This window comes from Leucobacter sp. (assembly GCF_053528595.1).
In genome coordinates this window covers 77210-91860 of sequence record NZ_JAIVPF010000036.1, presented here as the reverse complement: position 1 = coordinate 91860, position 14651 = coordinate 77210, and the positions used below count along the sequence as shown (strand labels likewise).

13 protein-coding genes are annotated in these 14651 nt (G+C 67.0%); 9 read left to right on the top strand and 4 right to left on the bottom strand.

Annotation, left to right across the window (positions count from 1 at the left end):
* Nucleotides 1-136 precede the first annotated feature (136 nt).
* The gene (locus ACWKZU_RS07520) at nt 137-1018 is read right to left on the bottom strand and encodes a sialidase family protein (RefSeq protein WP_024356140.1); all 882 of its coding nucleotides are present in this window, start codon (nt 1016-1018) and stop codon (nt 137-139) included.
* Between the two features lie 141 nt (nt 1019-1159).
* On the bottom strand, nt 1160-1768 hold the full coding sequence (locus tag ACWKZU_RS07515) for a DUF305 domain-containing protein (protein WP_024356141.1): 609 nt from the start codon (nt 1766-1768) through the stop codon (nt 1160-1162).
* A gap of 788 nt (nt 1769-2556) precedes the next feature.
* Here ACWKZU_RS07515 and ACWKZU_RS07510 point away from each other — a divergent pair.
* From ACWKZU_RS07510 to ACWKZU_RS07495, 4 genes are all read left to right on the top strand, one after another.
* Nucleotides 2557-3015, top strand: coding sequence for a DUF6153 family protein (locus ACWKZU_RS07510; protein ID WP_152424142.1), 459 nt, complete (start codon nt 2557-2559; stop codon nt 3013-3015).
* Nucleotides 3016-3447: 432 nt separating this feature from the next.
* Entirely contained in the window at nt 3448-4212 is a 765-nt protein-coding gene (locus ACWKZU_RS07505) for a M23 family metallopeptidase (RefSeq protein WP_238560272.1), read from the top strand.
* Nucleotides 4209-5762 (top strand): multicopper oxidase family protein, encoded by a 1554-nt coding sequence (locus ACWKZU_RS07500; RefSeq protein WP_306407803.1) that lies wholly within the window; start codon nt 4209-4211, stop codon nt 5760-5762. Before ACWKZU_RS07505 ends, ACWKZU_RS07500 begins: the two co-directional genes overlap by 4 nt.
* 30 nt (nt 5763-5792) lie before the next feature.
* Nucleotides 5793-6041 (top strand): hypothetical protein, encoded by a 249-nt coding sequence (locus ACWKZU_RS07495; protein WP_017882575.1) that lies wholly within the window; start codon nt 5793-5795, stop codon nt 6039-6041.
* 27 nt (nt 6042-6068) lie between these two features.
* Here the strand turns inward: ACWKZU_RS07495 and ACWKZU_RS07490 are convergent, their stop codons facing one another.
* Entirely contained in the window at nt 6069-6707 is a 639-nt protein-coding gene (locus ACWKZU_RS07490) for a TetR/AcrR family transcriptional regulator (protein WP_024356142.1), read from the bottom strand.
* A gap of 162 nt (nt 6708-6869) precedes the next feature.
* Between ACWKZU_RS07490 and ACWKZU_RS07485 the strand changes: the two genes are divergently transcribed.
* From ACWKZU_RS07485 to ACWKZU_RS07475, 3 genes are all read left to right on the top strand, one after another.
* Nucleotides 6870-8444, top strand: a complete 1575-nt coding sequence (locus ACWKZU_RS07485; protein ID WP_339975439.1) for an MFS transporter — start codon at nt 6870-6872, stop codon at nt 8442-8444.
* A gap of 180 nt (nt 8445-8624) precedes the next feature.
* A complete protein-coding gene (locus tag ACWKZU_RS07480) occupies nt 8625-8894 on the top strand; it encodes a YHS domain-containing protein (protein ID WP_017883867.1) in 270 nt (89 codons plus the stop codon).
* 105 nt (nt 8895-8999) lie between these two features.
* Nucleotides 9000-11189: a heavy metal translocating P-type ATPase gene (locus ACWKZU_RS07475; protein WP_076623916.1), complete on the top strand. Its 2190-nt coding sequence runs from the start codon at nt 9000-9002 to the stop codon at nt 11187-11189.
* A 342-nt stretch (nt 11190-11531) separates the two neighbouring features.
* On the opposite strand, the gene ACWKZU_RS07470 is transcribed toward ACWKZU_RS07475, so the two are convergent.
* Nucleotides 11532-11975: a hypothetical protein gene (locus tag ACWKZU_RS07470; RefSeq protein WP_017883869.1), complete on the bottom strand. Its 444-nt coding sequence runs from the start codon at nt 11973-11975 to the stop codon at nt 11532-11534.
* Between the two features lie 334 nt (nt 11976-12309).
* Between ACWKZU_RS07470 and ACWKZU_RS07465 the strand changes: the two genes are divergently transcribed.
* Entirely contained in the window at nt 12310-13092 is a 783-nt protein-coding gene (locus tag ACWKZU_RS07465; protein ID WP_017883870.1) for a DNA cytosine methyltransferase, read from the top strand.
* A 379-nt stretch (nt 13093-13471) separates the two neighbouring features.
* Nucleotides 13472-14419: a helix-turn-helix domain-containing protein gene (locus ACWKZU_RS07460; protein WP_449281704.1), complete on the top strand. Its 948-nt coding sequence runs from the start codon at nt 13472-13474 to the stop codon at nt 14417-14419.
* The last annotated feature ends 232 nt before the right edge of the window (nt 14420-14651 follow it).

Here is a 14651-nt window from a genome sequence, read left to right as displayed (position 1 = left end):
GTAGCCTATGTGTATACAGCAGAACAGGGGTATCACATGTGGCGCTAAGGAGGCTGTGTCGGAGTGGCGAGACCGGGGTGCGAAAGCAGTCGCTGAGGCTTGGAGGTTCAGGGTGTGAGGGCTCCTTCGATATCGGTCAGGGGCTCGATAGTGCGGGCAGGATGATCGTGGCGTCGTCGTCGAGTGCAACGATGCCGCGTTCGTCGACGAGGATGACGTCTCCGGCCGGGGAGAGCCCCAATGCTTCGACGGTGCCCGTCGCTGATCCGATTGCCTTCCACTCGCCCTTACCGACTCGCTGCCAGATCTGTCCGTCGGTGCCGACCCCGACGACTGTGTCTCCGGCAGCTTCGAGCAGGTACTGCAGCGGCGCATCTCCGAGTGGCGTGAACGATGCCCCGCCGTCGGTGCTGGTGCGCACGCCCTCAGGGGTGGCCGCGTAGATCGTGCCATCTGTGGTTACAGCGAGATCAACGGCGTCGAGCTCGGTGCGGGACTCCCAAGTGGTCCCCAGGTCGTTGCTGACTCGCAGCGCGGGGCTGGTTGATCCGATGCCGTAGAGCTGACCGTCCGGGCTGGCAGTGAGGACGTGGAAGTCCTCATCGTTGGTGAAGGCGACCGGGTGCCACTTCTTCCCGGTGTCGTCGCTGCGGATAATGCCGAGATTCGGGGAGCCCAGCTCCGTCGGGGTTTCAAGGCCTGGGTGCCCGGAAGCGATCAGCGCGCCTTGGGTGTCGGTGAGTCCCATTAGATCGAAGTCGTAGTCGCCGAGTGGGCCGTCCACTGCACCGTCCTCGTCCACGCGGTAGAGGCCGGTATGGGTGCCGACGAGGAGGGTTCCCCCGGCTTCTGGGATCACGGCATGAATATGGCCGAAGGTTGGCGGTGGCGAGGATGCTGGCGCAGCGGGAGCGACAGCGGCGCAGCCGGTCAGCACGATGGCGAGGGCAGCCGTCGCCGCGGTGACGAGCAGCCGCCCGCGCAGGCGGGGCGTGCTGGAGAGGAGAGATGCGGGCATTGGATCATCTTTCTGTGGGACGCGGGCGGGCGGCCCGGTCAACGGAGAGGATGCAGGGGGCACTGGGGAGCGGTGCGAGCTGCGAGGATGCGGGCGGGGTCCCCGCTCCTGCGTGGGCGGGGACCCGGGTCAAGGCCGGAATCAGAGGCTGTTCAGGAGCTCCTGCATCGTGGTGATCTCTGCGCTCTGGTCGTCGATGACCTGCTGCGCAAGCTCGAGCACGTCCGGGTTCTTGCCGCCATCGAGGGCGGACTGGGCCATCTCGATCGCGCCGGTGTGGTGCTCGATCATGCCTTCGAGGAACAGGCGCGTCGCCTCGGTTCCGGTGGCTGATTCGAAGGCGGTCATACTGTCTTCCGACATCATGCCGCCGCCGTGATCCATGCCGCCCGTCGACGAATCATCGGCGGAGACGCCCCAATTGTCGAGCCAGGCCTGCATAGTCTTGATCTCGGGCCCCTGGGCGTCCTTGATCTGCTGCGCGAGGGCAACCACCCGTTCGTCGATGCCGTCCTTGGCGAGCAGCATGTCGGCCATCTCGATCGCCTGCTCGTGGTGCGGGATCATCATCGTCACGAACATCTGGTCGGCTGCATTGAACTGCGCTGCGGACTCAGTCGGCGTCTTAGAAGCGGTGGATCCGTGATCCATGCCGGCCATCCCGTCCGACGTTCCGCTCGGGGAGCAGCCGGCCAGCAGGAGGGCGGTGGACAGCGCGGCCGAAGCCAGCGCAAGCGTGCGAATACGCATCAGTATGCGTCCTTTCATTCAGTCAACAAAGTCAGAGAATCGCGCCCCGGGCAGGGCGCAGCCGTGCTCCAGCCGAGGCCGGAGCGGGCGCGAATCAGGTGCGACTGATCGACAGAACGAGAAGAGACGGCGGCCGTGGTCGCGGCAACACAGTGCCCGCAAGTGGCAGGGAGCGGATCGCGAGGACGAGGGAGCGCCAGGAGTGCTCCAGCACGAGCGGAATGAGTAGCAGCACGACGCCCGCCAACAGAGCGAGTACACACCCCACCATCAGAGCGGCATGACCAGGCGCCGGATCTTCACACGAGTTGGGACACTGCGCATCTCCCGGTGCCACATCCGGTGCGGCCATTGTGCCGGATGCGTGCGCCCCCGCTAACGTGCCCAAGCTGCCGCCCATGCCGACATCCGCGGCTTCGTGATCGCTCGTGATAAGCGCGACGGGGGATCTCGTGTCGTGGCCGCCGTGTCCGGCCGAGCTGCTCAGGACATGCATACCGAAGATTCCTGCCAGCACCAGAGCGAGCAGACTGAAGGAAACTAGGCGTCGGCGAGGCGAGTCTCTGTGCGGCGTTCCACCACAGGTCAGCATCGCCGCCTCCTCTCCTTTGCCGCGCACCGCACCCGCAGATCGCTGGAGCGTCCTAGTTCTACGCTAGGGCATTCCGGGAGACACAGGCTGGGAGCCGCGACCCCCAGGAGGATCGCAGGGCATGCCTGTGAGGGGCAGCTGGCGACGGCTCAGGCGAGCATGATACGGTAACAAAACCATAACGAAAGGGGCTGGTGTGCGAGATGCGGTGAACCGTGCGACCACGCGCCCCTTTATCCAGAGCGCCGGAACGGTCTTCGCGATCGTGCTGATGCTCATCTTTGGCCTGGTGGCGATGCACTCCCTGTCCGGCAACGCTACAGCGCGCGACGCGCTCGTGCCCGCGGGCACAGCTACCGCCAGCGACACAGTACGCGCGGCCGACGCGCTAACCTTAGACGGCTCAGTGAGCGGAGCGTCCGCTGGCTGTGACGCGAGCTGCGCGCACGGCACAGTTCCTGATCACGGGCACCTGAGCATGCTCATGCTGTGCATGCTGGCCCTGTTGACCGGAGTGCTCTTCCTGCTCAGGCCCGCCCTGTTCCGTCTCTCCCGCGCCGCCGCACAGTCCGCCGGCTGGCTGAACCGCGCACTTCCCGCGCCTCCGGCGGCCCGTCCGCCGTCGTTGTTCGCACTGTCGATCAGCCGCACTTGAACTAGGATCTCGGCACGAGCCTGCCCGCGCACCCCGGCACTGAGCCGCGACGAGCGGTGCGGCTGATCGACTGACGCCCGGCCTTCTCCGGGATCAACCGGGCCGGACGCCGACCCTGGCCGAGGGCCTGCACGCAGCGTGTGCCTGGCGCGCGTCGCTGCCCGGCCGTCGTCCTCCAAGCGTCTCGCTAAGGCGCGCAGTTCGATCACGCCCACCCCGCCGGTGCGTGTGCCTGTCGCTCATGCGCCCGAGTGACTGCGGCTTCCCTGTCGCAGCTTCGAACCCTTCGCTTCCCTGGCCACCGACTCACGGAACAGTTATGCATACCCGTCGAAACCCATTCAAGAACCCCGTCGTCTTCATTCCCAGCACCCTCGCCCTGAGTATCGCGGTCGCGATCGGCAACTACTACGTCATCGGAGGGCTCTTCGCGTGAACGGCCAGCAGATCTATCTCACCCCTATGCCGTCGTTCGACTTCCTCACTGACGGCACTGGCGGCGGCACCCCACCCCAACAGCGGGCACGGCGCAGCCTCATGGCCACCGCGACGGCGGTGCTGAGCGTGGCTGGCATGATGAGCCCCGTCGCCTTCCCCGCCCCGTTCGCCCCAGTGTCCGCGGCGGCCGCCGCCGAGCTCCCCGCGCAGCAGCTCGTCGGCGCGCCCGCCGCAATCGGCGCCGAGACGTTCAATGCGATCGGTGCGGTCGAAGTTCAGGCCGCCCCCGTCGCACCGCGACGCGTGAACACCGAGCAGGGCCTCGTCGATCCGGATCAGCTGACGGATACGAAGCTGCGCTACCCCTTCGATCAGACCATGCCCCTCACCGACGGTTTCGGATATCGCACTGCTCCCGTGGCGCAGTTCCACGATGCCCAGGACATCGCTGCCGCCAACGGCACCCCGATTCGTATTATCGGCGACGGGGTAGTCGTGGAAGCGGGCTGGGCGAGCGACGGCTGCGGGTTCTCGCTCAAGGTGCAGCATCTCGTCGACGGGCAAGACCTCACCAGTCGCTACTGCCACATGGAGGGCGAGTCCCATGCCTATCAGGTCGGCGATCGGGTGAGTATCGGCGATGAGGCGGGGCGCGTGGGCAACACCGGTATGTCTTTCGGTGCGCATTTGCATCTCGCGCTGCGCTTGAACGGTGAGCCGATCGACCCGCTCCCCTTCATCGAAGCGAACGCGCAATGACCCCCGCACCGCACAAACCATCCTCGACCACGGGAAGACCACTGATGACCGGCTCTTTGAATCGCCGCCAGTTCCTCGCCGCCGGCACGCTGACGCTTGCCGCGATGGGCTTGGCCGCCTGCACCCCGAGGCAGAGCTCTGCGTTCCTCTCGCCCACGGCGGACGCGGTCGATGCGGCCGAGGCGAGCCGACTGACCACGGGTCAGACAGTCACACGCACGCTCTCTGCTGAGCCGGTCACCCTGGATCTCGGCGGGAAGACCGTCAAGACCTGGGGATACCGGGGTGTGACGGCTGCGGAGCCGATCCGCGGCAACGTCGGCGATCTGCTCCGTGTCACCCTCACCAATGACCTCCCCGATCCGACGACCGTGCATTGGCACGGCCTCGCTCTGCGCAACGACATGGACGGGGTGCCGGGTCTCACGCAGCCTGCCATCGCGGCCGGCGACACGTTCACCTATGAGTTCGCGTTGCCGCACGCGGGCACCTACTGGTTCCACCCCCATGTCGGCACGCAGCTCGACCGGGGTCTATACGCGCCGCTCATCATCGACGACCCCCGGGAGCGGGGCGACTACGACCGGGAATGGGTGATCGTGCTCGACGACTGGCTCGACGGCATCAACGCCACCCCCGACGACGTATTCGCTGAGCTCAGCCGCGGCATGGGCGGGATGGGCGGAATGGATCATGGCGGCATGCCGATGCGGATGGGCAATACCCTCATGGGTGCTACCTCCGACCTCCTCGGCGGCGATGCGGGCGACGTCTACTATCCGCTCTACCTCATCAATGGACGCCCCCAGCTCGATCCTGAAACCTTTACTGCGAAACCCGGGGAACGGATCCGGCTCAGGATCATCAATGCCGGTGGCGACACAGCCTTCCGCTTCGGGGTCACCGGGCATCAGCTTACGATCACCCACACCGACGGGTACCCAGTCGCGCCGCACGAGGCGGAGAGCATCGTGATTGGGATGGGGGAACGCTACGACGCGATCCTCACCGCCGGCGACGGCATGTTCGCCGTCGTCGCCGAGGCGCTCGGCAAAGTCGACCAGGCCCTCGCGATCCTCTCCACAGGGGCCGGCTCCCCGCCCCCGGCAGGCACCACCCTCTCGCAGGCCCGCACCCCCACGATCGCGGCCGACCTGACGGCCGCGGAGGAGGTGGCGCTGGCCCCCAAGCGCGCGGATCGCACGATCGCCCTGGAACTCACGGGCACCATGGAGAAATACGACTGGGCGATCAACGGCACCCGCCTGGACATGGACGACCCCCTCCGCGACGCCCTCGCGATCAGTGAAGGGGAGCGGGTCGCGCTCACCATCACGAACTCGACCACGATGTGGCATCCCATGCATCTGCACGGGCACACCTACCAGCACCCCGATGGCGGCCCTCGCAAGGACACCTCGATCGTGCTTCCCGGCCAGAGCTTCCGCCTCGAGTTCGACGCCGACAATCCTGGCCGGTGGCTCACCCACTGCCACAACCTCTACCACGGCGAAGCCGGGATGATGGCGACTATCGCCTACCAGCAGTAGCCCATCCACAGCGTGAAAGCACACAACCTCATGAAATCTCAGCAGCCAGCCGGCGTCCCCGGCCCCGATTCCGCCTACCGCCGACACCGCCGCTTCGTGCGCCTAGGTCAACTGCTCCTGGCGCTCGGTGCGGTGATCCTCATCGTGCATTGGCTCGCGCACCTCGAAACCTTCGGCCCCGCCCAGCCCGAGGGCTGGGTCGACCTCGTCGCCGGCTACCCGATGGGCGCCCTGTTCCTCCTCGGCGGTGGCGTCCTCGCCGGACGCAAAGCCCCTTGACCTCGCCCCTGCAATACGCGGGCGAGGTCATCTCGCCGACGGCGGGGCGGTGAAGGCCGGCAGCAAGATCGCGTCGATGAACCATGGCGCATCGTCAGGGTCGATCCGGCCCGTGCGCACCTCCTCGGCCGCACCGTTGAGAACGACGTGCGTGGTGGTCAGCAGCCAGGACACCGGCAAGTCGGCGCGGAAGGCACCTTCGCGCTGTCCGCGCAGCAGCAGTCCGCGCATGCGCGCCTCAGCCTTCTCGTGCAGCTCGCGAATGCGGGCGGCGGAGAGTTCCTTCTGTGCCGCGGCCAGCAGGGCACGGGATTGGTCGACGAACATCCAGCTGGAGGCAATGAGTCGCTGGAAGGCCGCACGCGGGTCGCCGTCCAGCGGGATCTGACTGAGCACGTCCTCGGCGCGTTCCAGACTGTCTACCAGTGCGGCCTCAATGAGCTCTGCGCGAGTCTGGAAATGCCCATAAAGGGTCATCCGGCCCACTCCCGCCTCAGCAGCGATGTCGGCGACCGACGCGTCGAGGTTCTTGCGGATCGCGGTCACTGTCGCGGCCAGAATCTTTACCCGGTTGCGCTGCGCGTCGGCGCGCTGGTTAGCCGCCCGGCTCACTGTCGCCGGGCCACGTCGAGCGCCGCCGGTCGGCTGGGCGTTCTTCGTCGCCATGCTCTACCTCACAAGTCGTACTGGAATGTATGAGATATTGTATTCGTTGCAACTCGTACACACATATACGACTTGTGCGGGAGGTCGCCCGCCCGGGCGGCGATCCGGCAGAGAGGAGCACACGACCATGACCACGACACGCACACCCCGAGGGGGTGCGACATGAGCGCGCCCGGCACCCCCGCGGCCCCGAAGGCCGGGGCGAGGCAGTGGTGGGGGCTCGCCGTGCTGGTGATCCCCTCGACGCTGCTGTTCATGATGCTGACGATCCTGTTCCTGGCAGCCCCGAACCTCGCCGCGGACCTGAACCCGACGAGCACGCAGCTGCTGTGGATTCTCGACATCTACGGCTTCGTGATGGCCGGGTTCCTCGTCGCGATGGGCGTGCTCGGCGACCGGGTGGGCAAGCGCCTGCTCATGGTCATCGGCGCGTCCCTGTTCGCTGCCGTCTCCATCGCGGCGTCCCTGACCACGATCCCCGAGCTGATGATCGTCTGGCGCGCCGTCCTCGGACTGGCCGCAGCGATGATGGTGCCCGCAACGATCGGACTGATCTTCGTGATCTTCGCCGACGCGAAACAGCGCGGCGTCGCCATCGGGGTCTGGGCGGGCGGTATCTCCGCCGGCGTCGCCCTCGGCCCACTCCTGTCCGGCCTGCTGCTGGAAGGGTTTGGCTGGCAGGCGACGTTCCTCGTCGCGGTGCCAATCATGGCGCTCGTCGCCATCGGCGCCCCAATCCTCGTGCCCGAGCACCGCGATCCGTCGGCGAAGATCGACCTGTTCAGCGCCCTGCTGCTGGTCGGCGGGCTGCTCGCGATCATCTACAGCATCAAGCGCTTCGCCGCCCAAGAGCCCGTCGGGCCCACACTCGGGCTGCTCGCCGCAGGCGTGCTGATCGGGCTGTGGTTCACGCTCCGGCAGCTGCGCGCCAAGCAGCCCCTGCTGGACGTGCGGCTGTTCGCCAATCGCACCGTCTCCGGTGCGCTGGCGGTGTTCCTGCTCTCGGCGGCGGCACTGGGTGGGGTGTACTCGCTGTTCACCCAGTACCTCCAGACGGTGCAAGGCCTCTCGCCCTTGCAGGCGGGCCTGGCGATCCTGCCTGCGGCGGCGGTGCTGATCGTCGTCTCGACCCTCTCGCCGGTCTTCGCACGGAAGTTCCGGCCCGGGAACGTGATCGCGATCGGCCTGCTCACCCAGGTCGTCGGCTACATCCTGTTCACCCAGCTCGACGCCGGCACAGGCCTGGCGCTGGTGATCGCGAGCTTCGTGATCACCTACCCCGGCGTCGCCCCCTCGATGGCACTGACCACCGAGCTCGTGGTGGGCTCGGTGCCCCCGGAGAAGACCGGCGGCGCCTCGGGGCTGGCGACCACGGCGAACGACCTGGGCATCTCGCTCGGTGTCGCCGTCATCGGCAGCGTCGGCCTCGCCGCCTACCGCAACCGGATCGACGGCACCCTGCCCGACGGGCTCTCCCCGGAGGCCGCGGCCGCCGCGTCGGACAGCATCGACGGCGCCCTCGCCGCCGCTGCGGAACTGCCCGGCGCGCTGGGCGAACAGCTGATCGCCGCCGCACAGGCGGCCTTCTCCGGCGGCCTGAACATGGCGGCGATCGTCTCCGCGGTCATCGCCGCGGTGGCCGCGATCATCGCCGCTACCCGCCTGCGTCACATCCGCCCCACCGGGCAAGCGCAGCGCCTCGCTGAGGAAGTTCACACCAGCCAGGAATACCCCTAAGGGGTATTGTGTTGGAGGAGCCATGTCCTAGCGAAAGCCCGAGAAGATTGTCACGAGAATGCGGGAGCGAGTCACCATAATGAGTGGCAGATACATGCAACTACAAGCCGCCGGGCGCTCACTTGCGATCTGATCCGTATCCGATCGAACCGTAATCAACCAAAGGAAGAGATCTACCTGATGACTGCATACGAGAACCTCAACCTCACCGACACCTCCGCCACGGGTGGCAGCTGCTGCGACCATACGCCCAGTGCGGAGACCATCGCCCAGACGCCGGCCGATGCGATGACCGAGTGCCAGGTCATGGCCGGCACCCCGGTCGTGAAGGCCGACGCTGAGGCCGCCGGACTCTACCGCGACCACAACGGGCAGCGGTACTGGTTCTGCTGCGCGGCCTGCGGGCCCCTGTTCGACGCCGACCCCGACCGCTACGCCTACGCCGCCTGACGGCATCTGGTTCCGCGCTCCCGACGTGCGGACGTGCACGGGAGCGCGGAACCTTCGCCCCGGTCTCGCCTCTGGGCTGGGGTGACGAACGAAGGAGACGAGACCATGAGCAACGATCCCTCGACACGATCGCACGCGCATCCTGAGCACGTGGACGTTCAGCACGCGCACCACGACGAGCCGAACACCCACTCCGGTCACCACTCGCACGACCACCACCAGAGTCACGGCGAGCCTTCCAGCCATCACCACGACGCCCACGCGCACCACGAGGGACACGGCGGACATGATCATGGGCATGCCGGACACGGGGATCACGTCGGGCAATTCCGGCGCTTGTTCTGGATCATGCTCGTGCTCGCCGTGCCGGTGGTGGCCTGCAACGACATGTTCGCCCACCTCGTCGGCTATCAGCTGCCCGAGGCCGCGTGGGTGCCGTGGGTGTCGCCGATCCTGGGCACGGTCGTCTACCTCTGGGGCGGCAGGCCGTTCCTCTCGGGCGGGCTGAGCGAGATCCGCTCCCGCAAGCCGGGCATGATGCTGCTCATCGCACTGGCGATCACCGTCGCATTCCTCGCCTCCTGGGGTGCGAGCCTCGGCATGCTGCACCACGAGCTGAACTTCTGGTGGGAGCTGGCGCTGCTGGTTGTCATCATGCTGCTGGGGCACTGGATCGAGATGCGCTCGCTCGCGCAGACCACCTCCGCCCTCGACTCGCTCGCCGCGCTGCTGCCCGACGAGGCCGAGAAAATCGACGGCAACGACGTAGCAAAGGTCGCTCCTGCTGATCTGGCCGTCGGCGACGTGGTGATCGTGCGCCCGGGTTCCTCGGTACCCGCTGATGGCAGGATCGTCGACGGGGCGGCCTCGATGGACGAGTCGATGGTCACCGGCGAGTCGAAGACGGTGCGCCGGGAGACCGGCGATCAGGTGGTCGCCGGCACCGTCGCCACCGACTCCGGCCTGCGCGTCGAGGTCACCGCCACCGGCGACGACACCGCCCTCGCCGGTATCCAGAAGCTCGTCGCAGACGCTCAGGCGTCCTCGTCCCGGGCGCAGCGGATCGCCGACACCGCGGCGGCGTGGCTGTTCTGGTTCGCCCTGGGCGCGGCGGCAATCACCGCCACTATCTGGTCGCTCGTCGGGCTGCCCGACGCCGCCGTGGTGCGCACGATCACCGTGCTGGTCATCGCCTGCCCGCACGCGCTCGGCCTGGCGATCCCGCTGGTGGTGTCCATCGCGACCGAACGCGCCGCCCGCGGCGGAGTGCTCGTCAAGGATCGCCTCGCGCTGGAGTCTATGCGCACCGTGGATGCGATTCTGTTCGACAAGACCGGCACCCTCACCAAGGGCGAGCCGACGGTGACCGCCATCGATCCCGCCGACACCCGGACCGAGGCCGAGGTGCTGGCCCTGGCCGCCGCCGCGGAGGCCGACAGCGAGCACCCGCTCGCCCGCGCGATCGTCGGCGCCGCGCGCGCCAGGGAGCTCGACGTGCCCGTGGCCTCGGACTTCTCATCCTCCCCGGCGGTCGGCGTCAAGGCGACCGTCGATGGAATCGTCATCGAGGTCGGCGGACCGTACCTGCTCGACCAGCACGGGGCGGACGAACTCCCCGTCGCCGACACCTGGCGCGAAGAGGGCGCGATCATCCTGCACGTGATCGCCGACGGCAAGGTCATCGGCGCCCTGCGGCTGGCCGACGAGATCAGACCCGAGTCGCGCGAGGCCGTCGACGCGCTGCACGCCGCCGGGGTCCAGGTCGTGATGATCACCGGCGACGCGCGGGCCGTCGCCGAGACGGTCGCGCGGGATCTCGGCATCGACCGCGTGTTCGCCGGGGTGCGCCCCGAGGACAAGGCCGCCAAGGTCGCCGAGCTGCAGCACGAAGGTCGCCGGGTCGCCATGGTCGGCGACGGCGTGAACGACGCTCCCGCACTCGCCCAGGCCGACGTCGGCATCGCGATCGGGGCGGGCACCGACGTGGCGATCGGCTCGGCGGGTGTGATCCTGGCCTCCTCCGATCCCCGGTCGGTGCTGTCCGTCATCGAGCTCTCCCGCGCGGCGTACCGGAAGATGAAGCAGAACCTGTGGTGGGCGGCCGGCTACAACCTCGTCTCCGTGCCGCTGGCCGCGGGCGTCCTCGCGCCGATCGGCTTCGTACTGCCGATGAGCATCGGGGCGATCCTCATGTCCGTCTCCACCGTCGTCGTCGCCCTCAACGCGCAGTTACTCCGCAGGCTCGACCTCACCCCAGAGGCCAGCACCGCCCGGATCCTGGATCGCTCAGCTTGAGAGCCCGTGAAACTTCCCCATCATGCCTATGCGGTGGCTAGCTACTCTGCAATTTGCACGACTCCTAGCTCGGGCTGCGAAAAGTGCTAACGAAAGTGCTAAGCAGCCTGTAGGTCGGGGTATCGCGGTGGAGTTATCCATAGGTTATATGCCGTAGATCGTTGATTTCATACAGTAGAATGCTCGCCCGAGATTCGCGGCGCGAGGGGGTCGAGGTCAGTTCAAGTCCCCTCGCGCTAGCGACTGAACCATCGCCTCAAACGGCTCCGCTCTCCCCACAAGCAGGTGCAATCGGGTTGCGTGAGGTTGCACTGTGCAACCTCACGCAACCCCGGTGCCGGGTCAGAAGAGCGTCCGGCAGTCGCGCCTGCTCGGCGAGGAGTGCCGCCGCGTAGGTGCTGGCAGCCGTCGGGCTGGTGGCTGCAGTTCCTGGGGTTGCAGACGTTCGGCGAGCACGCGTTTCACGTCGCTCCATAGATCAGGCCGATCATGCCGGGCGTCGCGTTCGCATTCCTGGCGCAGGTCGTGGAGGAAGCGGGCGCGTCGGTCTGGGGTGGAGAGCTGGGCTTCGTAGAAGCCGTCGAGGTTGTAGTGCGCGATGAACCCGAAGCAGCCGTGAGTGGAAAACCCGCCGTACAGGGATCGGGTGAAGCGCTCACGCGGGAAGTCAGCAGCGATGAACCGCAGCAGCGAGTTCACGAACCGGGCCTTGCGCTCCGGCGTGCCCGACTCCCACCCCGACGCCTCGAACTGGGCTGGCTGGTACCTCGGTGCTCCCGTGCTCATGGCGCGCGTCCCTTCCTCCGTGGAGTCTCGGTCAGGAAGAAGGTGCGCGTAGACAGCTACGGCGCAACGAGCAGATCGGCGCGAGCAGCGTGTGACTTCTGAGGCGAGTGATGCACGCGTCAAACCGCAGATGCAAGACGCGTGGAAGGTCAGGAACGAGACGTACGACGAGCTGATCGCCTGCGCCTCGGCGAGGTCAGGCTGGCGTGCGTCGGCGACGGAACTTGCGAGTGAGAGTTCCGAGCGTTCGAGGTGGGCGCGGGGTGCACCTGAGAGGTGACCATCCGGCAGCACTGGGCGTGCGGGCCGGGAGCACCGATCACCGGGAGCCCCGATGCGAGAAGACCCCGCCCCAAGCGCCGCGCTTCTCCGCGTCGGGTCGTTGTTCTCCGGCTACGGCGGTCTCGACCTCGCCGTCGAACATGCCCTCCACGCGCAGACGGTCTGGTTCTCCGAGATCAGTCCCGTGCAGCGCGTCTTCGCGCACCACTGGCCGGACGCGCCGAACCTCGGCGACATCACCACGATCAACTGGGCGGACGTGCCGCCGGTGGATATCCTCTGCGGCGGGTTCCCCTGTCAGGATGTCTCGACTGTCGGGAAGATGGCCGGCCTCACACCTGGCACCCGCTCCGGGCTCTGGTCGCACATGGCCGACGCGATCGACCGGTTGCGCCCCGAGTACGTCGTGATCGAGAACGTGCGCGGTCTGCTCTCCGCATCCGCCGTTCGTGCAACCCCCGAAGGAGTCTCCGATGCAACCCCTGACCCCGCAACCCTTCGCGATCTGGAACCCGGCCTCTGGGGTGTGGGAGACGAGCCAGCTCGACCTCTCCGGGCGCTCGGCGCCGTACTCGGAGACCTGGCCGACCTCCGGTACGACGCGCGCTGGATCGGCCTACCCGCTTCCCTCATCGGCGCACCGCATCCCCGGTTCCGCGTCTTCGTTCTCGCGCATCGCGCCGATTCTCTTTCGCACGCCGCTCGCCTCGGACGCTTCCCGCGGCGGGGAGAGCGGGAACAATCGCGCTCTCTCATCAGGTCATCGACCTCGCCTTGCACGGGCCGAATGGCTCGACCGAATGTCGGAACGAGTCGGAGAGTCTGTGGTCGCTGATAGATGGCATCTTCACCGCTGGGGACGATACGCCGACGCCATAGCCCGATGGGAGTACATCACAGGGAGTGCGGCTCCGAGCCCGGCACTCCTTCATGAGTCCGGCGGACCGAGACCGGCCCCGGCGTTCCTCGAATGGCTGATGGGACTTGAACGGGGCTGGGTTACGGGCCCGGCTTACGTACTGACCGCGAACCAACAGATAACCGCGCTCGGCAACGGCGTGCTCCCGCTCCAAGCGGCCGCGGCTCTCGAAGCCCTCCTGCGACAATGGGAGTAATTCGACGGAAGGAAGCCAGGTGTCCCGCTCAAGTCCTCTGACGCGCTCATGGGGAGCCCGCTCTCTGATCTGGCCGGGCTCACCATGAGCGCGTCAGCGATGAGTAGCGGGAACGATCGGCTTTCGCTGGCGAATCAGGACCTGGTGGCTACTGGTGGCTACCAGCCACTGCTCGCCCGCACCCGCACCTTTCACCGACCAGTCGGCCCCGAGACCTATGACTGCGTAAAGCTCGCCACCGTGCGCGACGGATCGGCAATCGTTTACAGCGAGTTTGGGGAGAAGCACGCGAAGGTCGGTGACGTGCTGCTGCTCGGCGCGAACGTGCTCTGCGGCGCGCAACCCGAGGGCCACGTCACCGTCACGGTGATCTATCTCGATCTCGATTTCATCCTGGATCAGTTCTTCTGGCAGTACATCGATATCGTCAAGGATCGCTTCGCGTCGCAGAGTGTCGCGGACACGATCTACACCGAGCCCGCACAGTTGATGGGGCTTGGTGAGGATCGGATCGGGATGCTGATGCCGTGGCTTGATGAGTTGGTCGCGCTCAGCGTCGACGGGCAGTACCGGGAACGATTCCACCGGATGCAGGCGCTCTGGCACGCGGTGATCGACCAGGTGTCCCCGTTCATCCACGTCTCGCCGACTCGCGCTCTTCCGGCTCAGCGGGCGCGCACGCGCCCGTCGGTCCCGCGTGGGCGGCGGTTCGCACCGCTGCGGGCCGAGGCCCGTGCTGTGCGAGAGCTCCTGGCCTCTGATGTGCGCCGTGCATGGTTGCTCTCGGAACTATCAGGAGCGGTACACCTTTCCGAAAAGCAACTCGTCCGAGTGTTCACGAACGCTTACGGGAAGACGCCGCTGGCATATCTCACGATGCTCCGTGTTGAGGAGATGGCGCGGCTCCTTCGTGAGTCTGGAGTGTCGATTGCCGAGGCCGGCAACCTGGTTGGGTGGGTGAGTCGGAATCGTGCTGCGACGGCTTTTCGGGAATGCACTGGTCTCACTCCGGGCCGGTACCGGGCGATGCAAGAAAAATCGTTGTGACCAGCATTTAGACATTCTCTGCGCAGGGAATGGACGCAGTTCGCCCGACCGCGGGAACGAATCTCTCATGGGCTGCTATCGGTAGTCCTACGTCAGGTGCCGTTGGGTCCTGACGGCCAACCTACCTCTTACTGTTCGCTGACCGTCTCGACCCGCCGCCGGCATCCCCGGCGTACCTCGCTTGCACGGGCACCCCGTTCTCGGGCCGCCCCGATGACGAGAGGAGGCGGTC